The following is a 23,140-nucleotide window of genomic DNA, read 5'->3' as shown; positions in this document are numbered from 1 at the left end:
GGCCAGCAGCAGAGCAATGACAGTTCCGGCAATATAGATGGAAAGCTGCGTAACATCGGTCCAGATAACCGCCGTCAGCCCGCCTTTGAATGTGTAAAACAGCGTCAGCGCGGTGATAATCAGGACGGCGGTCAGGACCCCGGTCCTGAAAATCACTTCGATAACGATTGAGATCGCAAAGACCCTGACGCCTTCCGCAAGCGCACGGCTGCCAAGAAACAGTCCAGCGGTGAAGACCTTGAGCCCGCGCCCAAAGCGGCGCTCGATCAACTGATAAGCGGTGAAAAGCTCGCCTGCGAAGTATTTCGGAATCAGAATAAAGCTGACGACCACCCGCGCCACGACGTAGCCAAAGACGAGCTGGAGAAAACCCATGTCGCCGGTATAGGCGATCCCAGGAGTGCTGATGATGGTGAGGATGCTGGTCTCGGCGGAAACAACGGACAGGGCAATCGCCCACCACGGAAGCTGTCGCCCGCCCAGGAAGTAATCGTGCAGCGTCTTCTGGCGCTTGCCGAAACGGGCGCCCAGCAGCGTGACTGCTGCCAGGTAAACGACGACAACCACCAGGTCGATCCAACTGAATGCCAATCACGCCTCGCTGATTGTGAATTGATCGGCTGCCCGCAGCGCGCTCCTCCTTTTGGGCGTCAAACATGGGTCCGCCGGAAAGATCGGCACAAACAGAGACAGAGATGCAGAAGACACGGCGAGTCTAAGGAGCTTGTGCCGGGGTGTCAAGAGGAGGCGCCTGGGGGGCTTGCGACCCGCCGTTGCTGCCCGTGCCTCCTGGAGCTTCTCCGGCTGGTGCGGGAGGCGGGGACGCGATGCGGCGTCGAAGTGGACTCGGAGCCGACATGCCGACTTTTTCCCAGAAACTGCGGGCAAAGTCGTCGCCTTCAACGGTCCTGACAATCAGATAGTTCGATGCCAGATATTCGCGCAGAGGGCGCAGGTGATTGGCTCCTCCGCCGGCCTCGGGTGGCATGTCGAAAATGGACTCCCAATAAACATATTTCACCGGATGTTTCTTGAGGGCGGCTAGAGTTTCCTCGACCTGCTCGGGGCGGGTATAGTCGGATGGGGTCACGCTGGGGACGGGCGAGGGATTGCGCAGATCGAGCAGATAAGTGAGTTCCGGGCTTCCGAAGAAGTAATCGCCCGGTTTTGTGTGGTCAAGCAGGAAGCTGATTTCCTGGTACTGGACAGGATTGAACACCGCCATTTGGCCAATGGGCAACCTGACCACTTGATGAGGTACCGCCCATCGTTCACCAACCTCACCGAGGGCAAGCGCCAGGACGATGACCCAGGCGGCCCCGGTGCGGATGGAAATAAAGCGTCCGCGCGAGCTGAGGAACCAGACGAAAAGAATAATCCCGGGAGGGGCCGCAACGCACAACCGCAGCCATGTGGGGGCGGCTGCCACGCCGAGGAACAGCATCGCCCCCATGATGGCGATCAGTACCAGCCGGTCCCAGGGCTCCGAAGGCCTCTCGTCTTTCTCGTCCTTGTACCGCACGAACAACAGAATGTAAATGAGCGGCGCCAGCAGATAAACGGAAGCCCAGATGGCGAGCGCCGGCAATCGGTACCAGGGATGAAAGGTTGGCATATCGGTCATGTAGGCGTGAAACGTGTTCCATTGACCATAAGGCCAGTATCGAAAGCCAAACACGATGGTGTCATGCACGAAAGTCGAAAGTCCCGCGCGGATAATGAAGTAAGCATTGAACACAACAACCACGGTCCAAAAAGGAACCCAGATATACGATTGGGCCCTGCGAAAACTCGCCCAGTCCATCTGGTGTGTCCATGCCGCCCACAGCAAAAACAGAGCGAGGCCAATCTCCCCCGGCAGTCCGGTTGACTGCGTAAAGCACATCGCCACTCCGCAGAGCGCTCCGGCGCCCACCAGCCGCAGCGCAGAGGCATGTTCCACGAGCAGAGCGAGTGCCGCCATCACAAACAGAAGGCTGAACCAATGGTGCGTGGGGTCGAGCTGGCTGCGAAATGGGACCACAAGGAAGAGCGCAGCCGGTAAATAAGCTGCCCAGCCGTGAATAACCTGCTTCGAGATTACGATTAACAGCCATGCAATGCCGAGCCCTAGTCCAATCAGGACCACGTTGGGAATCCACGCCCGGATACCGGCGATTTTGAACAGTAGAAAGTAAAATACCTCGGTCGCCGGCGGGGTAAACTGGAAGAAATCGCGGTAAATCACCTCCCCGCGCAGCATGCGGCTGGCGTTTAACAGATAGGTTGGCGCGTCGCCCCCGACAAAGCGAAAAGGGGTCGCCGGCAATGAAAAGAGGCTGAGGTAGAGAAAAATATAACCGCCGAACAGAATGACGCCGGTTAGCAGAAAAGGATGGTCTTCGTTGAAAGGATCCATAGGGAGCTATTAACCCAACGACGTCAGCAAGCCATTCGCCCGAAGAAACTGCACACTTGTGACCGCCGCGCAAGCCGCCACGCGGACTACGAGATTCTAATGGATGCGAGCGTGTGCGATCAAGCTCCAAAGCGAAGCCGTCATGCGGGCTGGCGGCCTGAAGTTCTTCCCTCGGCGGCTGGTTTCACCAACCGATCATTCACCGCCGTAAAAACCGATTCGGAAGGCGAGATCAGATCAATCGCGAGTTTCTTTCGAAATGCGCCGCGCAAGAGCTGCCTGAACTGCTTGAGAATTTTCAGCAAGCTGACCAGTCCCAGATAAGTCCCGAAGTAATAGAGCGTGATCAAGGGTTCGCCATCCAGCGTCTCGATTGCGCGCTTCAGCAGAAGTCTGCCTTCGGAAGTTGAACACGTCGGCAGAAAGCGCAACGCCCGTGACCTGATCGCCCTTCGCGCCAGCGCCTCGATTCGCGGATCCTTCCGGCTTTGTTTCAGCGTTCCGGAATACAGCGCCAGCCACGAACGGAAAGAGTCACTGGCCTTTTCAGTCAGATTCCCGCCGTGGCGCCGGTAAAGGTAAAGCCTCTGTTTCAGGCAGACGCAAAATGCTCCCGCCTCGAGCGCCCGGAACACCCAGTCGATGTCTTCGGAGAACCATCCGAAGGTCTCCACATCGAAAGGGCCGGCACGGTTGTAGAGGTCCCGTGAGAACACCATGCCCGAGGGCGAGAATGCCTGAACAATGCCAAAGACTTCGCCGGGCGAACGGGCAAACCCGCACAGCGCAGGCAGGCCTCGATGCAAGACGGCCTCCGTGATCATCCCGTTCTCGCTACGGACAATAATCCCCTCGCACAGAATCAGGTCTGCCTGCGGATGGGCGCTGAGGACCTTGCCAATCTCGCACAGATAGTGCGGCGACCACAGATCGTCCGCGTCAAGAAAGGCGATGTGCGTGCCCCGGGCGGTGCGCACGCCGGCGTTCCTGCTGTCGGCGGGGCCTGAGTGAGTTTTCTTCAAATAGCGGAAGGCCTGAAATTGCGGGCGAAACTGTTCCGCCACCTCTTCGGTGTTGTCCGTCGATCCGTCGTCAATGATCACGAGTTCAAAGTCAGGCGCGGTCTGCGCGGCAAGCGTCCGCAATGTGTCCGGCAGAAGGTGCCCGTAGTTGTAGGTGCAGACCACCACTGACAGTTTCATATCGGTCGAACCGGCAAAAACTTGTGCTGTTCAGGCAATCCCGGTGAACGGCCGCCGCAGTAAACGAAGGCATTGCAGCTCTTCATAGACTCTGAAAGATTATTTCAGGCGGCGCAGTCAGATCAACCCGCTGCGCGGCGCGGCGCTTGCGCGTCATGCGTTTTGCCCATTTCAGCAGCCCCAAAGCATAGGTCAATCCGAAATATGTGAAGAAGTAAGCACAGCGGAGGATGAAGTCGCCGCGCAGGGTCTCAAGGGTCCGTGCAATCATCGAGCGGCCTGCCTCCAGCGGGTAATTCGCCACGAGTCGCAGAACATATTCGCGTGTAAAGCTTCTGGCTGCGACTCCATACGCCGGGCCAAGGGGTCCGCGATCTATGCGTTCGGTATAGATCCTTAGCCACGGTTCAAGAAAGTTCGCCGGGTTGGCCGTCAAGTTGCGGCCGTGGATTCGGTAGAGAAAAAGTTTCTGGTAGATGGGCAGACAAAAAGCGCCACTGATGACAGCCCGGATAAACCAGTCAACGTCGTCTCCCAGCCGGTCCTGATCAAACCGCGTGTCGAACGGGCCAATGCGGTCATAAAGTGATTTCCGGATCACCATTCCGGAAGGCAGGAAGTGGGTGCAGAGGAAAAGAAGGACCTTCGCGGCGTTCACCGGGCCTTCGGAGACTTCGATTCCCGGGGGGAAAACGGGGCCAAGAACGGCGCCGTCGTAGCGGATGCGCAGGCCATTTGAGAGCGCCATGTCGGTTTGCGGGCTTTTAATAAGCCTGTCTCGAACAGTCTGAAGATACAACGGCGACCACAGATCATCAGCATCGAGAAAAGCAATATGCGTGCCCTGCGCTTGCTGCACGCCAAAGTTTCTGGCATCTGCCGGGCCGCCGTTGGGCTTTTTCAAATAGCGGCAATCCTGAAATTGAGGGAGAAACCGCTCCACCACTTCTTCGGTATTGTCGGTCGAGCCGTCGTCAATGATCAGCAGTTCAAAATCCGGCAGTGTCTGCGCGGCAAGCGCGCGCAGCGCGTCGGGCAGCAGGTGAGCGTAATTGTACGTTGTGACAACCACCGTGAATTTCATGCCAGCCTGTGACGGCTCCGCCTTTGCGTTCCACCCGCGCCCGCTCACCATTTCCTCGTCAGCCAGCATCAACGTCCGGGGCCTGAGGCTCGTGGCATCACGACGCCGGCGGAATCCTCCGATGCTTTTGCCTCATCGCCGTGACGGCTGGCCGCTTTGTCCCGCTCGGTCTGTTCTGGCCTGCGGTAGAGCCCTTTTTTCACCAGGTATGCTTTGGCCATCTGGCGCACATCCCTGCCGGTTGCCAGTTTGAAGGCGAATTCCGGCAGCGTGTCAACTTCGGCCACATTGGTCCGCTTCAGCGCCAGCGGATCTTCCGACCAGTTCAGACCTTCCTGTGTCGTCAGCGCCGTCTTATACCCGGCACGCGCCACGGCGCCGCGGACGCGCATGTCGGCAACGCCCCAGGGATAGGCAAAGGATGACACCTCCGCACCCAGCAGGTCTTCCAGTTTGCGCTTCGAATCTCCCACTTCTCGCTCGAGATCATGGTCAGATGCGCTGGTGAGCCAGGCGTGCGTCAGCGTGTGCGACCCGAACTGCACTCCAAGGCGGTGCAGTTCGCGGACCTGGTCGAGCGAGAGCAGCCGCCGCGACTGGAAGCCCCTCGATTCATCCCACTCATTCGTTTTTCCAATGCGGTCAACCACCACAAAAACCGTTGCCGTAAAACCCAGGCGGACGAGAACGGGGAAAGCGTTGCTCATGAAGTCATCATAGGCGTCATCGAAGGTCAGAATCACGCGCCGCCTGTCGGCCGTGCGTTTATCCCAGTCAGTGGGGAAGGCGGAGGTGTAACCTGACTCTTTCAGCCACTCCATAAACCGTGCGAAGCGCCCGGGCGAAATATACAGCGATTTCAGGCGCCGTTCGGTTGGCGCGGAGACGCTGTGCAACATCAGGATCGGCGTTCGCGGAGGGTATAAATCGCGCAGGGAATCGATGGTTTCTCCCGCCGCGCGAAGGCCCTTCCAATACTCCGCCGCAGTCGCGCGGCGCCAAAGGCGAAAGCTGCGCCTGGAGCCGGTGAGGTCGGTAGTCTTCCTGGCGAGTGCATCCGCCAGTTGGAACGCCCACGGAAAATGCCAAGCCGCGCGGTGGACCAGCTTGCGTAAAGGGCTGCCGCAGTGCATCTGGGCCAGCAGTTGGAGCCGTCCGTTGCACTGCTTCTTTTCGCGCCTGCGATAAACGTCCAGCTTTCCGGCACTCCGCAGGATGGCATAGTGCTGCGCGACGGCGTCCTTTGTATCGTGGTGAATCACGAGCGCTTCGGGCTCAAATATGAACCGGACGCCGTGGTTGTACAGGCGGGCCCCGAAATCCGTATCCTCGTCAAGCGAGCTCAGCTTCGGATCGAAACCGCCGACGGCGAAAAACAGCCTGCGCGAAATTGAGGTGTTGAGACCGAAGGCCGCGACTTTGCCGAACTCGAGCGACTGGTTTTTCAGGCAGCCTTCGAATTCTGCTAGGACGGGATTGCGCCACTCGCGCAGATACTGCTCCGTGCGTGAGCGCGGCGGGTTGGCATGGAGGTCGGCCACTTTCCCCAGTACGCCAATCTCGCTCGCGGCAGTGTTGGCACGGTGATGCTTCAGGTGGTGGCGGGCCCAATCAGGGACGGGCTGAGTGTCATCGTCGAGAAAAATCAGGATTTCGGATTCTGCCTCGCCTGCGCCTGCATTCCGGGCCGAAGCCTGGCCCTGGTGTTCGGACACAAAAATCCAGCGCAGGGGGAAGGTTGCCTTGTAACCATCAGCCATCGCGCGGGTTTCCGGGTCCTCGCCGTCCACAACCACGATGACCTCGAATTCCTTGTCCGTTTGCCGGCAGAGCGGACCCAGTGTTTCGCGCAGTGGGCCGGCCCGATGCCGGGTGGGAATGATCACGCTGCATTTCACAGGTTAAAGACCACCCTGCATGAAAGTATCAATTGCGGCGGAAGCTCACGCACGCGCTTGTGTGGCGTCGTACGTTGTCATTCCGAGGGCCGGTGCTCTTCCGGCCCGAGGAATCTGCTTCTCAGCAAGCCAAAACCAGATTCCGTGCGGATTCTAGCCTGAGACCCTCAATTGCCGGAGCAGTCATAAGAGAATTTGAATCCGTCCACTCCGGGCCCGGGCGCCACGTCGGCCTGCCGCTCTTCTTTTTTGCATCCTGCCGTCTGGAGCGTCACATAAATTGTTCCGGGAATCAAGCTGAGGGTCGCAAACCCGTCGTCCCCCGTTTGCGCCTTCTGGTTTTCCACCACGTTTCCGGCCGAATACAAAACTTCAATCCTGCCATTTGCCAGAGGATGATCCTGGCTATCGACAATGTGGTATAGCACCGGCTTGTGCAGAAGGCGATCAGGTTTGTTGGGATCGAGCGGCAGCATCATGATGTCCGCCGCAGCGGGCGAACCACTCTCGTCCACTTCGACGCGGCGAAATACGGATGTATCGTGCTCAGAGGCGGGCGCGCGAACCGCCAGCCAGTAGCTGCCTGGCGACAGGTGAGTGAACGAGAAGCGGCCTTGGCCATCCGTGAAGGCTTGATCGAGCGAGTTTTCGTTGTCGTCGCTCAGAGTCACCAGCGCGTCGCCATAAGGACGCTGGAAGGAGTCAACCGCCGTTCCCTCGATCGATCCCTTGCCCGCCGGCGGCCGCAGCTCCAGAGTTACCGTGTTGCTGCTTGCCTGGCCATGCCAGAGGTTGACGCCGATATTGCGGGCCAATGAGTCTGCGTTCGAGTAGTCCGCGGAATAGACCACTGAAAATTGATACGGTCCCCAGACCGGCTGATTGCCCGCTCCTGCCTTAGTCTCGGCGGGCTCAATATGGATGCCGACTTTTTCTTCGTAGTCTCCTCCCGGCGCCAGGCGCACCAGTCTGGGATGGGGCAGAGCGTCAGGGGCCAGGGCGAACCCGCTGCCCGCCGCTGCGGTTTGGTTGCTTCCCTGGGCCGGCCCGCTTTGTGGCACGAGGTGGACTTCAAGCCGCGACCCGCCCCAAGTCTCTCCCGGACGGAGCCCTTCTGGCCGGGGCGCAACCGAGCCGAGGCGGTCACCTGGAATTTCGCTGACCACCGGCCGGTAAAGCCAGAGCGCCTGACTGCCCGAATTGTGGAAATGCAAAGTGGCTCGCACCGGATTGGCCACAACGATGCTCTGTTGCTCGACCGAGACCAGTAGCTTGAGGTCCTCAGCGCGGCCGGACACCGCGCCTAAAGTGAATAAGAGGATTGCCGTAAAGGCACGAGAGCGATTCACAGGTTGTATTTTACTCGAATTCACGGCCTGCCCGGCCGCTTTGCGGAACGCTGAAACCTCCTCGCCTGTCATTCCGAGGGCCGATGTTCTAAATCGGCCCGAGGAATCTGCTGTGTTGTCAGCGCACCGATCAAAAGCAGGGTCCTCTCCCGTTCTGCGGGATCGGAATGACGGGTCCCATGCATCGTTCAGCACCCTGTTATAGCGCCCGGAGGATGAGACACTTCAGATAGAGCGTCTCTGGGACAGTCAGCAGGATGGGATGGTCGCGGCCCTGCGTGCGGCGCTCAACCACGGTGACCGTCCGGTGTGCATCCACGGCCGCGCTGGCGATGGCCTCCAGGAAATCCGCCTCTGTGACGTGGTAAGAGCAACTGCAAGTGATGAGGTAACCTCCGGGGTTCAGGATTTTCAGGCCGCGCAGGTTAAGTTCCTTGTAACCGCGCAGAGCGGAGTCGAGATTTGACCGTTGGCGCGCGAAGGCTGGAGGGTCGAGCACCACAACGTCAAAGCGCTCGCCGGCCTGGTCGGCGGCCTTGAGGAAATCAAAACAGTTGGCTTCCTTCCACTCAATGTTCGAGACCCCATTCAATTCCGCGTTGCGCTGGGCGAGGCGCAGTGCGTCCTGAGAAGAGTCGATGCCCAGAACAGACTCGCAGCAGCGGCTGACGTGGAGCGCGAAGCCGCCGGCGTACGTGAAGCAATCAAGCGCGCGCCCGAAAGCATAACTCTGCGCCGCCCGCTGGTTTTCCCGCTGGTCAAGAAAGCCGCCGGTCTTCTGGCCTTCCAGCAGGTTAAACGCAAAGCGCAGACCGTTCATCGAAACGATGACTTCTTCGGGCACGTCGCCGGCGAGGATGCCTTTGGCCTGTTCCAGCGCCTCCAGCGCGCGGACGGCAACGTCATTCCGCTCCACGATGCCGCGCGGCGAAAACTTTTCCTGCAGGACGTCGATGATGATGGGCTTCAGCTTTTCCATTCCCTGGCTGAGCGTCTGCACGGCGAGATATTCGCCGTAACGATCAATCACCAGTGACGGCAGAACGTCGCCCTCAGAGGCAACCAGGCGGAAGGCCTCGGAATCCTGGACGACCTGCCGGCGGTAATCCGCGGCCGTCTGGATTCGCTCGGCCAGAAACGCGCGGTCAACGCAGCGCTTCTCGCGGGTGATGAAACGCAGGGCGATTTGTGATCTGTTGCTGTAAAGGGCCTGCCCGAGAAACCGCTGGCGCCGGTCGTGGACGCCCACAACACTTCCCGGTTCAATATCCGGGGAGGCGGAAACGTCGCTCCGGTAGATCCACGGATGGCCGGCGAAAATTCTCTCGACCCCGCGCGAGGAAACAGTTACGGTGGCTTCGGGCATGAAGTGACTCTATCACACCGCGAGTAGCGGCGGCTTTACGCCGCCACCGGGCAATCCCGCGTTGGCGCGCGATCTTCGAAAGGCGGTCCGACGTTTAGCAGGTTGCTGAAAAACTCCCAGCGTGACGTCATCCTGAGCGCAGCGAAGGATCTGTTTTGTTCATTTTCAGTAAGATACTGCAGATGCTTCGCTCAGCATGACGGGCGGCCTTTTTCAGCAACCTGTTAGCGTAGAATAATTTCTGCATGCTGCTTGAAGAATTTGCTTATGAACTGCCGAAGGAATTGATCGCCCAGCGGCCCTTGAAGGAACGCGATGCCTCGCGCATGATGCTGCTGGACCGCGCCGCGCAATCATTCAGCGATCGCGCGTTTCGTTCGTTGCCTGAGCTCCTCGATCCGGGCGACGTGCTGGTGGTGAACAACACGCGGGTGTTTCCCGCGCGGCTGCTGGGAAAGAGGCGAGGCGCGCGGGCGCAGGCCATTGGCAAAGGCAACCCGGCGGCGCGGGAGTATCTGACCGCCGAAGTCGAACTTCTGCTGACGCGAAATGAATCGGGCGACGTCTGGCAGGGCCTCGTGCATCCAGGGCGCAAAGTCCGCACAGGCGAGGTGCTGGTTTTTGGCGGCGGCGGGCTTGAGGCGGAAGTCCTGGGGCGCGGTGAATACGGTGTGCGCAGGGTGCTGCTGCGGGCGCGCGAAGGCAGCGTGGCGGGCGCCATCGACCGCCTGGGGCACGTTCCTTTGCCGCCCTACGTGGGCCGGCCCGACGAAGCCTCGGACCGCGAGACCTATCAGACGATATACGCCAGAGCACGCGGCGCGGTTGCCGCGCCCACGGCAGGCCTTCATTTCACGCAGCGAATCTTTGACGCACTGCGGGCGCGAGAGATTGAAGTCTGCGAGATTACGCTTCACGTGGGGCCGGGAACGTTTCGTCCCGTCCAGACGGAGCGCGTGGAAGACCACAAAATGGAATCGGAACAGTTCGAAATTTCAGAGGCAGCGGCCTCGACCCTCAACCGCGCTCTGGCCGAGAGACGCCGCGTGATCGCGGTAGGCACCACCAGCGTGCGCACACTCGAATCCGTGGCACTAGAGAACGATGGCAAGATTGTTCCCTGGCGAGGGGAAACGGGGCTGTTCATCATGCCGGGATTCAGGTTTCAGGTGGTTCGCGGACTGCTGACCAATTTTCACCTGCCGAAATCGACGCTGCTGATGCTGGTTTCGGCGTTTGCTGGGCGTGACCTGATCTTCCGCGCCTACCGGCACGCCATCGAGCAGCGGTATCGCTTCTACAGCTATGGCGATTGCATGCTGATTGTCTAGCGCGGCGTTATTCGTTACTGTCTGCCACCGTCATTCCGAGCCCGCAAGGCGGGAGAGGAATCTGCTTTTGCTATGGAGTAAAAGCAGATTCCTCGGGCCGGAAGAGCACGGCCCTCGGAATGACTGGTAAACAATTACTGGGATGCCACACTAACAAAGCTCCTTCCGGAAAGCGTGCTGAGTCTTGATGATTTTGTAACCCAGCTTCTGGTAGAACGCGTGCGCTTCTTTACGGATGATATTTGAGCGCGCGTAAACGGAAACGAGCCGCCTGGATTTTGCCCAGCGTTCGGCCCGCCCGACAAGCGCTTTGCCCGCGCCGTGGCCGCGAAAGTTTTCGTCGATCACCAGACCGCCGATTTCCGCCTGGCGGTCGCTCTCCAGCAGCGCATGGACGAAAACGTGGATCCAGCCTGCGACGCTCCCTCCGCTGTTTTCCGCCACCCAGATGGCATGATCGGGCTTCCCGAGCAGATCGCGCAGGCGGCGCCGCACGCTGGCGGCAGAGCTGGGATAGCCCAACTGGCCGGAAAGATCGGCGATGGCGCCGGCGTCTTCGAGCCGTGCAGTTCGGACCCGCACCTCCCGCGTTTTCCCGGACATGGCTCGCATGATTCTCCTTCGATGTTGGGCGGCGGCATTGCCAACCATTATCGGTGGACGCGCACGCGATAATTCAGAACGGATTGGCCATCGGCTTCCACCGGCACCCGAAATCTGATCGAAAACGCCGAGGTCTTTTCATACTTAAAATTGGATTGCAGCACGGACCATGTCCCGTTGACCGGCTCGTTGACATCAACCGTGACGGCGGCTTTCTTGTGGTTGCGAATGGTGATCTGGAATGCCGACTCATAAACGTCGCGGCCAAGATTTTGAAAATCCGTCTGCCTCCTTTCCGCGGTGACATCGAAGGCGTTGCCGATGTAGAGGTTCAGGTCTTCGTCTTTCGGCGTGTGGGAGATGCTGTCTTCGCCCACGAATTGCACCCTGCCGTTGGAGTCCGCCTGGTAGACGCGAACGGTCCCCGCCGGCAGAGGAACTCCCAGCGAATTACTCTCAGAATTCTTGAACTTCAGGTGTGCCTCCACGGGTTGTTTCGCGGACTCGCCGCCCTGATAAGGACTGTAAAAGTAGAACTGCTGGCCGGTGATCTCATAGGTCTTCTGCACCTTGATGCCGCTGGCGCGCACAAAGGCAATCTGCTTGCTGCTGTTGTCCGGCAGCGTCACAGGGCGCTCAATGGTGTATAGATGATATTCGGAGAGCCCTTCTTCCGAAACTCCCGGAGCCGCGGCTTTAGCTTCCATCGCCACCATGCGCCCTGCCATGGGCATGATGTTTTGCACGGCCTGGTGCACCTGCCCTGCGACAAGCTGCAGCCGGGTGTTGCGAAAATCGGCGCCGCTGCTGTTGCTCACTGTCACCCACGAACTCAGGTCGGCCGCCGCATCTTCGCCAGGCAAGGTGAGAACATAATCCGCATTCCAGTTGACGGCCTTGGTCATGTAATCGGCTTCAAGTTTCTGCTCTCCCGCACTCTTGTTCTCCAGACGCCAAACCAGCGTTGGCTTGCTGTAGAGGCCGGGCGGCAGAGCGGGGAAGACAAAGCGGTCGGCTGACATGCCGGTAACAATCTCATTGCCCACCTGCCAGACGGGGCCATTATTGTCTGAGAGCAATGTGGCCTTCGTTGAGACTTCCCTGGTTGAATTGTTTTCCGTGATGTGGCGGACCAGCGTCACCTGCTTCCCCACGTAGTATTGGAACAGCTTCTGCGGGTCGAGCAGGTCATAGCGGTAATTCTGTTCCAGCACCGTCAATTGCCTGGGCCCGCTGAGCGAAATGATGCGAACAGTTTCCGGCTGGATCTGCGAAGCGACATCGGCGAACTGCAGTTCGACGTTGCCGGCGGGCAAACGCACGGTGCGAACGTCTCTCACCAGGGCAGCGTTCGAGTTGTAAATGGTGAGGCTCAGCGCCTGCTGGTCGCTTTCCGTTGAAGTTGCTTTTGTCTGCGCGCGCGCGACATTTGCCGCAGCCAGAGCCGCGGCGAGCATCGCCAGCATCTGCACGCGCCGTTGTCGGATCAACATCCTTAACACCTCCAGGTATCGGTAGCATTCGCTCGATCTTTCCGAACAGGAAGGACGAAATCCCGCCCCAGACAGAAGAGTACACCGGGAAGAGCCGGAAGCGATATGATTTGAACGGGTGGCCTTTTTCAGCAACCTGCTCATACGAGGGTGTGATGAAAAGCTGCGCGCGGTTTTTGTTTATCTGCTGGCTGGCGTGGGTCCCGGGCCTCTGTGCGCAGGTGCCCGCGCCGCTTAAACTGGCCGCAAACATTCCCATGCCCGAGGTGCGCGGCCGCATTGATCATCTGAGCGTTGATGTAAAGGGCCACCGGCTGTTTGTTTCCGCTCTTGGCAACGATACCGTGGAAGTCATCGATCTTGACGCGGGCAAAGACATTCACTCGATCACCGGAATGCAGGAGCCGCAAGGAGTGTTTTACGTGCCGGAGTCGAACCGTATTTTCGTTGCCAATGGCGGCGACGGCTCCGTCCATGTTCTCGATGGCACGAACTACAGCCTGCTCTCAACCGTGCAGTTTCCTTCGGACGCCGATGACATCCGCTATGACGCCGCACACGAGCGGATCTACGTCGGATACGGAAGCGGCGGCCTGGGCGTTCTGGACGCCATGACCGGGAAAGAATTGGGGACCATACCGCTGCGGGCGCATCCGGAAGCCTTTGAGGTGGCAGGTGGCGGGTCGAGGATTTACGTGAACGTTCCCACCGAAAATGAAATCGCCGCTGCGGACTGGAACCGTCGGTCTGTGGTTCTGCGATGGCCCATGGAAAATTATCGGGACAATTTCCCCATGGCATATGACCAGTCACGGCAGCGGTTGTTTGTGGTTTGCCGCAGCCCGGCGCAACTCCTGGTGCTCGATTCGGAGTCGGGCAAAATGGTTGCGCACCTCGATGTGGCGGGCGACGCCGATGACGTTTACTACGACGCAGCCCGGCGAAGGATCTATGTTTCCGGCGGGCAGGGCTTCATCAGCGTCGTGCATCAGTTGGATGCCGATCACTACCGGCTGCAATCGACGCTCCCCACCGCTTCCGGCGCCCGCACCTCACTTTTTGTTCCCGCATTGGACCGCCTCTATCTGGCCATTCCGCGCCGCGGCTCGGCAATCGCTGAAATTGGCGTTTACGAGGTCCGTAACTGAGGGGCCTTCTTGCGGCAACCCGGCCCGGCGTAGCGGCGGGTTCACACCGCCATCAGGTCAATTCGCTCGGGGCAGATGGCGGCGTAAAGCCGCCGCTACGGTAAGATCCATCATGACGTGGCAGACAGTCTTTTCAGCGACGTGTTAACGCTCGAATGCGCGGCTGATCGCCTCTAGATCCAGATCTTCAAAACCGCTGAAAGCCCAGTCGGCGTGGAGCAGGTTTTCCTGCGTGCGGCTGTGCGCAAGGCCAATGCAGCGGATTCCTGCGGCGTGCGCAGCATCAATCCCGCCGGGAGCGTCCTCAATGGCCACGCATTCAGTCGCGCGCAGAGGCTTATCGCCGAATTCGGGGAGAGCCTCGAGGCCGGCGAGAGCTTTCAGGTAAACCTCCGGGTCAGGCTTTGACCTTTCGCAATCGTCGGCGCTCGAGATGGTCCGAAAACAGTCGCGGAGCTGGACCCTGCCTAGCAGATGTTCGATTTCACTGCGGGCGCTGCCGCTGGCGATGGCCAGAGGATAGCTTTTGGCGACTTGGCGGACAAATTCAACCGCGCCGGGCATGGCGGGCAGGCCCTCGGCGATCATATCTCCGTAAACGCGCGACTTCCAGCTCACCAGTTCTTCCACGCGAGCACGATCGACAGCGCGGCCGTGGCTGATAAAGAGGTGTTCCACGATGCCGCGATCGTCAAGCGCCAGGTAATTCCGGTAGTATTCCTCCTCGGAGACCACCCAGCCTTCCTTGGCCGCCATCTCCTGCGTCAGCCTCATGATGATCGGCTCGGAATCGACAATGACGCCGTCAAAATCGAAGATGATCGCTCGCAGCAATTCAAGTCCTCCGAATCATAAATGGAAACCGCACCCACCGTCATTCCGAGGGACGGCGCTGTTGCGGCCCGAGGAATCTGCTTCTCGGCCAGCCAAAAGCGGATTCCTCGTCGCCCTTCGGCTCCTCGGAATGACAGTGCCCGAGGCTCGAAATGCCAAATGTCGCTTTAGCCGCACAGGAATCTGCGAGAGCCGCCCCACTATCCTCACCTGCCGACATACCAAACAGCAAGGCGGGGTATGATACACTCTTAGGGTGTGCGCCGCAAGGCTGGGCTGCTGTCGGATTCTGGCCCGTATGAACGTTCCAGAAATTGCGTGTTGTGGGGCTGTTTCTGGGACATCCAAAAAGTGAAAGCTGTACTTAAAGAAACTGATTCAAAATGACTCATAATCTGAGCATTCCTGTTGCTTTCGTTGCCGGTCTGGTGTCGTTTTTGTCGCCCTGCGTCCTGCCGCTGATTCCAGGATACATTTCCATGCTGTCCGGGCTGTCCATGGAGGACCTGCGCGGCGAGGCAGATGAAAAGGTGACGGCGCTGATCCTTCGCAACTCCGTAGCGTTCGTCATCGGCTTTTCGGTGGTGTTTATCGTACTCGGCGCTTCGGCAACCGCCGTCGGCAAGTTCCTGCTGTCACGCCAGGGCACGTTTGACATTGCGGCGGGCGTGGTGATCATCATTTTTGGCCTGCACCTTACGGGACTGGTGAAGATTCCTTTTCTTTACCGCGAGGCCCGGATGAACACTCTGGCGCCCAAGCGGGGAATCGCCGGGTCGTTTGTGCTGGGGTTTGCATTCGCTTTTGGATGGACCCCCTGCATCGGCCCGATTCTGACCGGGATTCTGGCGCTGGCGGCCATCAAAGACACGGTATTCCAGGGCATGTTTCTGTTGGCCATCTATTCGGCGGGGCTGGCTGTGCCATTCCTGCTGACGGCTTTGGGCGTGGGAAGGTTCATCAAATTTTACAGCCGCTTTCGAAAGCACATGCAGGCCGTGGAAGTTGCTTCCGGTGTGCTGCTGATCTGCATCGGAGTGTTGATGGCAACTCATAAAATGACGATGCTCTCAGGCTATCTTTCTTTTCTCAATCGGTTTACCCTGTAATTATGGAGGATTGTGGGGCTGCATACCGCGCTCCAGAAATGGCGCGGCCGCATGCCCGATGCTCAAGACGTGGCCCCGAGGTTAGGATAACAGCTTGCATCCGATTCTCTTCAAGATAGGTTCTTTTCAACTGCCAACTTATGGCGTCCTGCTGGCCACGGCGCTGCTTGTGGCCCTCTACACGGTGGTGCGGCTGGGGCGGCGCGAGGGCCTGGACACGGGCCGCCTGGTGGACCTGAGCACCTGGATCATTGTTACGGCGCTGCTGGGGGCGAAAATCCTGATGATCCTGACGGAGTGGACGTTCTACAGCCATAATCCGGGCCAGATATTCTCCATGTCCACTTTGGAAGCTGGCGGAGTTTTTTACGGCGGATTCATCGCCGCCACGGTGTTTGCCGCCTGGTACATTCGGAGCTACAAGCTGCCGTTCTGGAGGGTTTTCGACGTTTATGCTCCCGCCATCGCGCTGGGGCAATCGATTGGAAGGCTGGGGTGTTTTTCAGCCGGGTGCGATTACGGTGTGGCCAGCCATTCCTTCCTGGCGGTGACGTTTACCAATGAGTTTAGCCACCAGATGACTGGAGTGCCTCTTGGGATTCCACTCTTTCCATGGCAGATTGTTGAATCCGTCACGCTGCTTGGCATTTTCGTGATCCTGATGTGGCGATACAAGCACAAAACGCGCGACGGAGAAATTTTTCTGCTTTATATCGGGCTTTATGGGGTAGAAAGGTTTTTGCTGGAGTTCCTGCGAGGCGATCCCGACCGCGGCTTTGTGTTTAACCATCTGCTCTCAACTTCGCAGTTTATCGCGCTGCTGGTGCTGGGGTTTGCGGCGGTGCTGGCATACCGATGGTACGGTCCGGGGCGCAAGGCCGGAAGCTTCGCAGGCAGCGTGAGCGCCAAGGTCCATTTGCAGTCCAAAGTGAAGGGATGAGAATCGGGAATCGGCACAGGAGAGGATCCGGGCAGGTCCGCAAGATGCGAAGAGTTTTCGAGGAAGGGAGATACTTGTGAAGAAAGGCAAAGTTCTTCTCGGCGTGGCTCTGGGGATTGTGGTTGCCGTCGGCCTGTTCTTTGTCAACAAGTACTGGATTGCGCCCGCCGCCACCAAGGCCGCCGCTAAAGCCAGCGGTGACTTTCCGCAGGCCCCAGGGTTTACACTTACCTCGCTTTCGGGCGACAAGATCGACCTGCAGAATTACAAGGGCAAGGTGGTGCTGCTGGATTTCTGGGCCACCTGGTGCGGGCCCTGCCGCATTGAAATTCCCGGTTTCGTACAGCTTCAAAACCAGTACGGAAGCCAGGGGCTGTCGATTATCGGCGTCTCGATGGACGATGGTCCGGAGCCGGTCCGAAAATTCTATCAGGAATTTCACATGAATTATCCGGTCGTCATGGGTTCTGACAACCTGGGCGAGCTTTATGGGGGAATTCTGGGGCTGCCCACCAGCTTTTTGATCGGACGCGACGGCAGGATTTATGCCAAGCACGTCGGCTTGACGGACGCATCCATTTTTGAATCCGAAATCAAGGAACTGCTGGCCGCGGCCCCGGACCGCAAGCTGGCGGACTTCAAGACGGTGGGGTACACGGCTTCCAAAGACATCCGCACCAGCACGCCGGCAGAGGTAAGCTCGGTGGTGCCCGGGGTTGACGTTTCAAAGCTGACTCCGTCCGAACTGACGGCGTTTCAGAAGCACCTGGGGCAACAGAAGTGTACCTGCGGTTGCGGTTTCACGCTGCTGAAATGCAGGCAGGTGGACTCGTCCTGCCAGGTCAGCCTGCAGCAGGCGAAAGACGAGTACGCCAAATTCCTGAAAGATCACCACGGATAGCGTTGCTCGAGGCGCGGCTTTGGCATTTGATTGCCGGGCCGAAGCACGATCGAGATCGGCCATTCGAGCAACGGCAGGGCGGCCCGATGATGCGATGGATCGCGGCTTCATTACTGGTTTTGCTGTCGGCCGGCGCGGCAACCGCCGCAGGCCCGCCCGCCGTGGTATCTGCCCGCACCGTGCTTGCAACCAACGCGGTCCATCCCGGCCAGTCAGCAAAACTGGCAGTGCTGGCGCGAATTGAGCCCGGTTACCATATCAACGACCACAAGCCTTCGCTCGATTATCTGATTCCCACCAAAGTCGAGTTTGATGCTTCTCCCAACTTGCAGGTTGAGAAAGTTGTTTACCCGCGCGGTAAGATGGTGAAGTTTGATTTCCTGGATTCTCCGATTTCGGTCTACGAAGGTGAAATCCATCTGGGTTCGCTTCTGAAGGTCGGTAGCTCAGTGAAGCCGGGAAACTATCCGTTGCGCGGAAAATTCATGTATCAGGCCTGCAACGATCATGCCTGCCTGCCGCCCACCAGTGTTCCGTTTGAGGTTTCAGTGCGCGTGGCGCCGCCCTCGGTTCCGCTGAAATCCGTCAATTCCGAGATCTTTAGCACCATCAACTTCAAGTAGCACAGCCACTCCTGGCTGTGGGCGCGGGTAACGTAGCACAGCCACTCCTGGCTGTGGTGAAGCGACCCCAACACCGGCAAGAGTGCCGGTGCTACGGAAGGAACGTAGCACAGCCACTCCTGGCTGTGGGCACTTGATCTTACGCTTGGATTCAGGCAGTATCCGTGGCAGAATCCAACGGGTCGCCGATTGCGGTCCTCAGCAAGGGGCTGCGAGGGGCCGCTCGGGTTCACAGAGCTGCAGAACAGAAAGATTAGGCGGGGCAGGTTGTCAACAGCCACCGGTGCGGAGCGGACATGAAGAGACTGCAAGGTTCCCTGATGGGAGAATGCCTGGGTGAATTTATCGGTACCTTTGTTCTGATCCTGATCGGAGATGGCGCCGTTGCCGTGGCGGTGTTTACCAATGCCTTCGATCTCACGGGCGTCGCCATTCTGTGGGGCCTCGCCGTTCTGTTGGCCATCTACATTTCAGGCGGCGTCTCGGGGGCCCACCTGAATCCGGCCGTGACTGCCTGCTTCGCCGCCTTCCGCAAGTTTCCGGGCCGCAAAATCGTGCCCTACGTGCTGGCGCAGGTGGCAGGGGCTTTCACTGCGTGCGTTGTTTTGTTCTTCTTCTGGTACGGTTTTTGGACGCCCACCGCACAGAAACTGGGTGTGAGCATCGGACAGCCCGGAAGCCAGAAACTGATGATGATCTTCAGTTGCTTCTATCCCAATCCCGGCATCGTGGGCGTAACGCCGGCGGATTTTGCCAAGGTAACGGGCGGCGCGGCATTTCTGGTGGAAGCCGTGCTGACCATGCTCCTCCTGCTCGCCATTCTTGCCCTGATCGATTCGCGCAACACAGCGGCGCCCGGCAGCAATCTGGCGGCGACCTTCATCGGCCTGACGGTAACCATCATCGTTGGCATTGGCGCTCCCCTGACGATGGACGCTGTGAATCCCGCGCGGGACTTCGGGCCCAGGCTCTTCGGTTATCTCGCGGGATACGGCTCGATTGCTTTTCCCGGGCCAAGGGGAAACGAGTGGTGGATTTATATTCTGGCGCCGCTTGTCGGGGGGATTGCAGGCGGACTGGTGTATGACGGCCTCGTGCGCCCCTTCCTGATCCGGGCGCCTGAGCAGGTTCCCGCCGGCCGCCATCCGGAGGCTTCGTGAACGGAGAAGAGGACGAGTACCGGTGGATGCAAATTCGCATTTAGAAATGGTGTTTCTGATGAACAGCCTGCTTCGACTTAAGGAACGGTTGACGAGGAAGAGTTTGGGGTTGCGAGAACTTGAGTCGCTAACCTGCTATTGGATTGCTGCTGCAATCCTGTTATGCGGAGCAAGTGGACCAAGCTTGCTTGCGGAGACGCCCGTACGCTTGCCCGCCCAATATTTTCGCCTGATGGTCTCCGGCATTGCGCAAGTTCAAGAACACATGAGCCAGCAGCCCGGAGCGGACCTGCCAGCGCTGGAGAAAGAGCCTGCGTGGAGGCATCTCCCATATTCCATCCTGGCGCCGGCAGTGCTTTACTCCAAACGCGATCCGGCCAACCATCATTATCACGATGCGAAAATGCTGGCTGAGGCCATCAAGCTGGGCGATTACCTTGCTGACCAGAACGAAAAAGGGATTTTTACGCCGCGGCTGGACAGTGATTGGGACACCTACATGTGGCTGGAAGCCTACCGCCTGCTTCAACCGGAGCTGGGCGCCGAGCGCAGCGCGCGATGGAAGAAGGCCATCCTTCAGAATGCTACGCCGTTCTATGCGTCAGCCATGAAGATGGTGGATTTCCCGTGGTACAACACGCCCTATATCGGAACCTCGCCCAACCACTACGCGCAATGGGCCAGCCTGCTGATGCTTTCCGGCAAGGTCTTTGGAAAATCCGACTGGCTCGAACTGGGCAACAAGATCCTGCACCGATATTCGGCTGTCGAGCAGACCGCTGACGGCTACTGGGGCGAGTTCAGCCGCATGGGCCCGACCACAGGCTATGACTACATCACCATGACCCAGGTGGCGCTTTATTGGGAGTACAGCCACGATCCGGCGGCACTGAAGGCCTTGCGCCGCTCAACCGATTTTCACAAGTACTTTACCTATTTGGACGGGACCCCGGTTGATGTGGTCAATAATCGGAATCGTTATTGGACTGTCCCGGCCTGGGGTCAATTTGGGTTTTCCAATTTTCCCGATGGGCGCCGGTACGATGAATTCCTGGTGGGCTTTTTCAAGCCAGGGCGCCTGACGATGGACGAACTCGGACGCCTTTCGCAAGATGCCCTCTATTATCACGCCGGACCCACGGCGCCCATCCCGCAAGACATGGAGAGCTTTTCGCACCGGCTGCTGGTTCCTGCCGGGATGCGCAAGGCCGGTCCGTGGGAAGTGGGCCTCTCCGGCATCGTCGAACCCGCCGCAGTGAGGAACCAGTTCTACATTGACCGGCAATCGAACGTGAGCGTTTTTCATCAGAAACTGGGCCTGATTATTTCCGGCGCCAATTCCAAGCGCCAGCCGGAACTGGGAACGTTCATGGAGAGATTTGACGGCACCACGAACGCCATGCCTCTCAGCAGCCGCCTGCAAATGGGCAAAGATATAGACAGGCTCTCTCTTGCTTACAACACATTCTTTGTTGACCTGTACGTTCCAGCACCGACCGCCCATTCCGTCACGCTCCGGTTTGAGATCACCGGGCACGGCTCGGCTCCGGACGAAGCGGACCTGAACCTGCAGTTGGTGCTGAAGCCAGGCCAGGTGCTCGAAACGGGCGCAGGAAAGAAAATCACGCTGGGAAGCGATCAAGTTGACCTGGGACCGGATGACCTTGGCGGCTGGATTCGCCAGGGCGGGTGGACGCTTAAGGTCGATCCTGCAGCAAGTCTGCGATGGCCCATATATCCCTACAACCCGTACGCCGACGCGCCTGAGAAAACGCTGGACCACGCCGTCGGAAGGCTTACCGTCCCGCTAAACTTGAAGTCGGAGCATGAATACGTCCGTCCCCATCAGCAGGAAATTTTGTTGACGTTGTCCGCCGAACAATAGACTCGGGTGGCGCATACATTCCGCAGTTTGGAATGTATGCGATCACAAAGGGTCGCGCATACGTCGCCGGCTTTGCGATGTATGCGATTCAGCGGTTTCTGCCGCTGCACGATCTTACAATTTCTGCTTCTCGTATTCAAACGCGTTCGGCATCTGGTACTCATACTCGTCGCCGGTTTCTTTTCTGAGCTGGTCGATGCGGTTGCGGAGCTCTGCGACGAGTTTCGCATGGCGTGGATCACCGTAGAGGTTGTGAAGCTCACCAGGGTCTTCCTCGAGATCGTAGAGTTCAAATTCCTGCGGCGGCAGGAAATAATGGATGAGCTTGTAACGCTCAGTTCTAACTCCCCGATGGGGCCTCACCTCTTCGTTGCCGGGATATTCGTAGTATTCGTAGAGCCAATCCTTGCGCCAGTCCGTGGGCGGAGTGCCCTTCATAAACGGGACGAGGCTCCGTCCTTGCACCCAGTCTTTCCAGTTTGGCTCCTTGATGCCGGCAAGCTCCAGAATTGTGGGAGGGATGTCAAGGTTGAGGGCCATTTCATCGCGTGCGATGCCGGCCTTCAGCAAGCGAGGGTAACGGATGGAGAGCGGCACGCGGATGGAAGGTTCGTGCATGAAGCGCTTGTCATAAAAGCGCCATTCGCCCAGGAAGAAGCCGTGGTCGGAACTTAGAACGACCGCCGTGTCGTCGAGTTTGCCGGCTTTCTCAAGAAGGCCCATGATCTTGCCCACGATTTCGTCGTTGCTCACCACACCGGCGAAATGGTCCTTCACCAGCTCTTCGAGTGATCGAGGGTCGTCATTCCCGAGGACCGTGGTCCCAATTTTGTTTAAGGCATTCTTAAAGGCCAGCGGTTTGCCAGGATACCCTTTCAGGTCTTCGTCAAACGTGGACGGTTTGGGGATGGGCACGCCGTTATAGAGGTCGAGCAGGTGGCGAGGCCGGTAGAAAGGAGCGTGCGGCGCCACGAACCAGAAGAACAGGCAGAATGGCTTTTCACCCCTTTGGCTCAACCATTCAACCGCCCGCCCGGTGATGATGGTATCGACATAGCCGCGGTATTCTTTTGGAGGCTCGACGGCTCCATGGTGGCTTTCGGTCAACACTGGCCGGTAGTAGTCTGCCCCGGCCGCCTCGACTCCAAAGAATGTGTCCCAATTCTGCTTGCTCAGATCATGGATGTGGGCCTTGCCGAAAAAGGCCACGTCGTAACCCGCGTCGCGGAGCATGTCGGCAATGGTGGGAACACCCTCGGGGATCGCCCGGCCGCGGTTGTCGATGACTCCGCTGCTGTGAGGATAGAGGCCGGTGAGGATGGACGCGCGGGATGGCAGGCACAGAGCGTAAGTCACAAACGCATTGCGGAAGGTGGCGCCCTCACGAATGATGCGGTCCTGGTTCGGCGTTGAAATGATTTTGCTGCCCGTCGCGCTCAGGCCGTTTCCGTTCCAGCCCTGCGGAGTGCTGGCGCTGAACTCGTCCGGCCGCACCCCTTCGCACAGAAAGAAAACAAAATTGGGCCTCGCTTGGGAACTGGAGCCCTGGCCACGGGCTGCCCCCAGGGAATTGCCGGCCGCTCCGAATGCCCCGAGCGCTCCGGCGCCCGCTTTCAGAAATTCCCGCCTGCTCTGCCTGCTGCCGCTGTTGTCCTGGTCCATTGGTTCTCTCCGGTTAGAAGGTCGGGCGCATTGATCAAAGGCGATTTCTTGCTTGCATCCGGAAAACCGCGCTTCCCCACATTCACAACTGAAATTGCACCTTGAAAAAATATTCCTGCTGCACTGCTATGTCAACACCGGATTCGTGTGGCGG

19 protein-coding genes are annotated in these 23,140 nt (G+C 58.8%); 8 read left to right on the top strand and 11 right to left on the bottom strand.

Annotation, left to right across the window (positions count from 1 at the left end; all coding sequences use genetic code 11):
- The 7 genes from VFQ24_06965 to VFQ24_06935 all read right to left on the bottom strand — a co-directional run.
- On the bottom strand, positions 1-591 hold a 591-nt coding region (locus VFQ24_06965; GenBank protein ID HET9178083.1), incomplete at its 3' end, for a sodium:solute symporter.
- Positions 592-715: 124 nt separating this feature from the next.
- Positions 716-2,398 (bottom strand): hypothetical protein, encoded by a 1,683-nt coding sequence (locus VFQ24_06960; GenBank protein HET9178082.1) that lies wholly within the window; start codon positions 2,396-2,398, stop codon positions 716-718.
- 140 nt (positions 2,399-2,538) lie between these two features.
- Positions 2,539-3,600 (bottom strand): glycosyltransferase, encoded by a 1,062-nt coding sequence (locus VFQ24_06955; GenBank protein HET9178081.1) that lies wholly within the window; start codon positions 3,598-3,600, stop codon positions 2,539-2,541.
- Between the two features lie 82 nt (positions 3,601-3,682).
- Positions 3,683-4,753, bottom strand: a complete 1,071-nt coding sequence (locus VFQ24_06950; GenBank protein ID HET9178080.1) for a glycosyltransferase family A protein — start codon at positions 4,751-4,753, stop codon at positions 3,683-3,685.
- The gene (locus VFQ24_06945) at positions 4,753-6,582 is read right to left on the bottom strand and encodes a glycosyltransferase (protein ID HET9178079.1); all 1,830 of its coding nucleotides are present in this window, start codon (positions 6,580-6,582) and stop codon (positions 4,753-4,755) included. Before VFQ24_06945 ends, VFQ24_06950 begins: the two co-directional genes overlap by 1 nt.
- A gap of 167 nt (positions 6,583-6,749) precedes the next feature.
- Positions 6,750-7,931, bottom strand: coding sequence for a carboxypeptidase-like regulatory domain-containing protein (locus VFQ24_06940; protein HET9178078.1), 1,182 nt, complete (start codon positions 7,929-7,931; stop codon positions 6,750-6,752).
- A gap of 199 nt (positions 7,932-8,130) precedes the next feature.
- Positions 8,131-9,297: a class I SAM-dependent rRNA methyltransferase gene (locus VFQ24_06935; GenBank protein ID HET9178077.1), complete on the bottom strand. Its 1,167-nt coding sequence runs from the start codon at positions 9,295-9,297 to the stop codon at positions 8,131-8,133.
- Between the two features lie 245 nt (positions 9,298-9,542).
- Here VFQ24_06935 and queA point away from each other — a divergent pair, with 245 nt between their 5' ends.
- Positions 9,543-10,628: a tRNA preQ1(34) S-adenosylmethionine ribosyltransferase-isomerase QueA gene (queA, locus tag VFQ24_06930; GenBank protein HET9178076.1), complete on the top strand. Its 1,086-nt coding sequence runs from the start codon at positions 9,543-9,545 to the stop codon at positions 10,626-10,628.
- Between the two features lie 150 nt (positions 10,629-10,778).
- Here the strand turns inward: queA and VFQ24_06925 are convergent, their stop codons facing one another.
- Entirely contained in the window at positions 10,779-11,240 is a 462-nt protein-coding gene (locus tag VFQ24_06925) for a GNAT family N-acetyltransferase (protein ID HET9178075.1), read from the bottom strand.
- A gap of 38 nt (positions 11,241-11,278) precedes the next feature.
- Complete coding sequence (locus VFQ24_06920) at positions 11,279-12,724, bottom strand: DUF4139 domain-containing protein (GenBank protein ID HET9178074.1); 1,446 nt, start codon at positions 12,722-12,724, stop codon at positions 11,279-11,281.
- Positions 12,725-12,879: 155 nt separating this feature from the next.
- Between VFQ24_06920 and VFQ24_06915 the strand changes: the two genes are divergently transcribed.
- Entirely contained in the window at positions 12,880-13,872 is a 993-nt protein-coding gene (locus tag VFQ24_06915; protein ID HET9178073.1) for a YncE family protein, read from the top strand.
- A gap of 144 nt (positions 13,873-14,016) precedes the next feature.
- Here VFQ24_06915 and VFQ24_06910 read toward each other — a convergent pair whose 3' ends face one another.
- Positions 14,017-14,706 carry an HAD family phosphatase gene (locus tag VFQ24_06910; protein ID HET9178072.1) on the bottom strand — a complete coding sequence of 230 codons (690 nt, stop codon included), beginning with the start codon at positions 14,704-14,706 and terminating at the stop codon, positions 14,017-14,019.
- A gap of 383 nt (positions 14,707-15,089) precedes the next feature.
- Here VFQ24_06910 and VFQ24_06905 point away from each other — a divergent pair, with 383 nt between their 5' ends.
- From VFQ24_06905 to VFQ24_06880, 6 genes are all read left to right on the top strand, one after another.
- Positions 15,090-15,815: a cytochrome c biogenesis protein CcdA gene (locus VFQ24_06905; protein HET9178071.1), complete on the top strand. Its 726-nt coding sequence runs from the start codon at positions 15,090-15,092 to the stop codon at positions 15,813-15,815.
- Positions 15,816-15,909: 94 nt separating this feature from the next.
- Positions 15,910-16,755, top strand: coding sequence for a prolipoprotein diacylglyceryl transferase (lgt, locus tag VFQ24_06900; GenBank protein ID HET9178070.1), 846 nt, complete (start codon positions 15,910-15,912; stop codon positions 16,753-16,755).
- Positions 16,756-16,831: 76 nt separating this feature from the next.
- Entirely contained in the window at positions 16,832-17,656 is an 825-nt protein-coding gene (locus VFQ24_06895; GenBank protein ID HET9178069.1) for a TlpA disulfide reductase family protein, read from the top strand.
- Between the two features lie 86 nt (positions 17,657-17,742).
- Positions 17,743-18,279 (top strand): protein-disulfide reductase DsbD domain-containing protein, encoded by a 537-nt coding sequence (locus VFQ24_06890; GenBank protein ID HET9178068.1) that lies wholly within the window; start codon positions 17,743-17,745, stop codon positions 18,277-18,279.
- Between the two features lie 296 nt (positions 18,280-18,575).
- A complete protein-coding gene (locus tag VFQ24_06885; GenBank protein ID HET9178067.1) occupies positions 18,576-19,439 on the top strand; it encodes an MIP/aquaporin family protein in 864 nt (287 codons plus the stop codon).
- Between the two features lie 103 nt (positions 19,440-19,542).
- Positions 19,543-21,324 carry a hypothetical protein gene (locus VFQ24_06880; GenBank protein ID HET9178066.1) on the top strand — a complete coding sequence of 594 codons (1,782 nt, stop codon included), beginning with the start codon at positions 19,543-19,545 and terminating at the stop codon, positions 21,322-21,324.
- Positions 21,325-21,438: 114 nt separating this feature from the next.
- Here VFQ24_06880 and VFQ24_06875 read toward each other — a convergent pair whose 3' ends face one another.
- Positions 21,439-22,986 carry a sulfatase gene (locus tag VFQ24_06875; protein HET9178065.1) on the bottom strand — a complete coding sequence of 516 codons (1,548 nt, stop codon included), beginning with the start codon at positions 22,984-22,986 and terminating at the stop codon, positions 21,439-21,441.
- Between the last annotated feature and the right edge of the window lie 154 nt (positions 22,987-23,140).

The organism is Terriglobia bacterium, from assembly GCA_035712365.1.
Lineage (GTDB): Bacteria > Acidobacteriota > Terriglobia > UBA7540 > UBA7540 > SCRD01.
This window is presented reverse-complemented; position numbering and strand designations above follow the sequence as displayed.

What these genes read in the sequence shown, in the direction of transcription:
- VFQ24_06915 (HET9178073.1), top strand. Translation starts at nt 12,880, where the DNA reads ATGAAAAGCTGCGCGCGGTTTTTGTTTATCTGCTGGCTGGCGTGGGTC.
- VFQ24_06935 (HET9178077.1), bottom strand. Translation starts at nt 9,297, where the DNA reads ATGCCCGAAGCCACCGTAACTGTTTCCTCGCGCGGGGTCGAGAGAATT.
- VFQ24_06950 (HET9178080.1), bottom strand. Translation starts at nt 4,753, where the DNA reads ATGCTGGCTGACGAGGAAATGGTGAGCGGGCGCGGGTGGAACGCAAAG.
- VFQ24_06955 (HET9178081.1), bottom strand. Translation starts at nt 3,600, where the DNA reads ATGAAACTGTCAGTGGTGGTCTGCACCTACAACTACGGGCACCTTCTG.
- VFQ24_06890 (HET9178068.1), top strand. Translation starts at nt 17,743, where the DNA reads ATGATGCGATGGATCGCGGCTTCATTACTGGTTTTGCTGTCGGCCGGC.
- VFQ24_06960 (HET9178082.1), bottom strand. Translation starts at nt 2,398, where the DNA reads ATGGATCCTTTCAACGAAGACCATCCTTTTCTGCTAACCGGCGTCATT.
- queA (HET9178076.1), top strand. Translation starts at nt 9,543, where the DNA reads ATGCTGCTTGAAGAATTTGCTTATGAACTGCCGAAGGAATTGATCGCC.
- VFQ24_06905 (HET9178071.1), top strand. Translation starts at nt 15,090, where the DNA reads ATGACTCATAATCTGAGCATTCCTGTTGCTTTCGTTGCCGGTCTGGTG.
- VFQ24_06875 (HET9178065.1), bottom strand. Translation starts at nt 22,986, where the DNA reads ATGGACCAGGACAACAGCGGCAGCAGGCAGAGCAGGCGGGAATTTCTG.
- VFQ24_06885 (HET9178067.1), top strand. Translation starts at nt 18,576, where the DNA reads ATGAAGAGACTGCAAGGTTCCCTGATGGGAGAATGCCTGGGTGAATTT.
- VFQ24_06920 (HET9178074.1), bottom strand. Translation starts at nt 12,724, where the DNA reads ATGTTGATCCGACAACGGCGCGTGCAGATGCTGGCGATGCTCGCCGCG.
- VFQ24_06925 (HET9178075.1), bottom strand. Translation starts at nt 11,240, where the DNA reads ATGCGAGCCATGTCCGGGAAAACGCGGGAGGTGCGGGTCCGAACTGCA.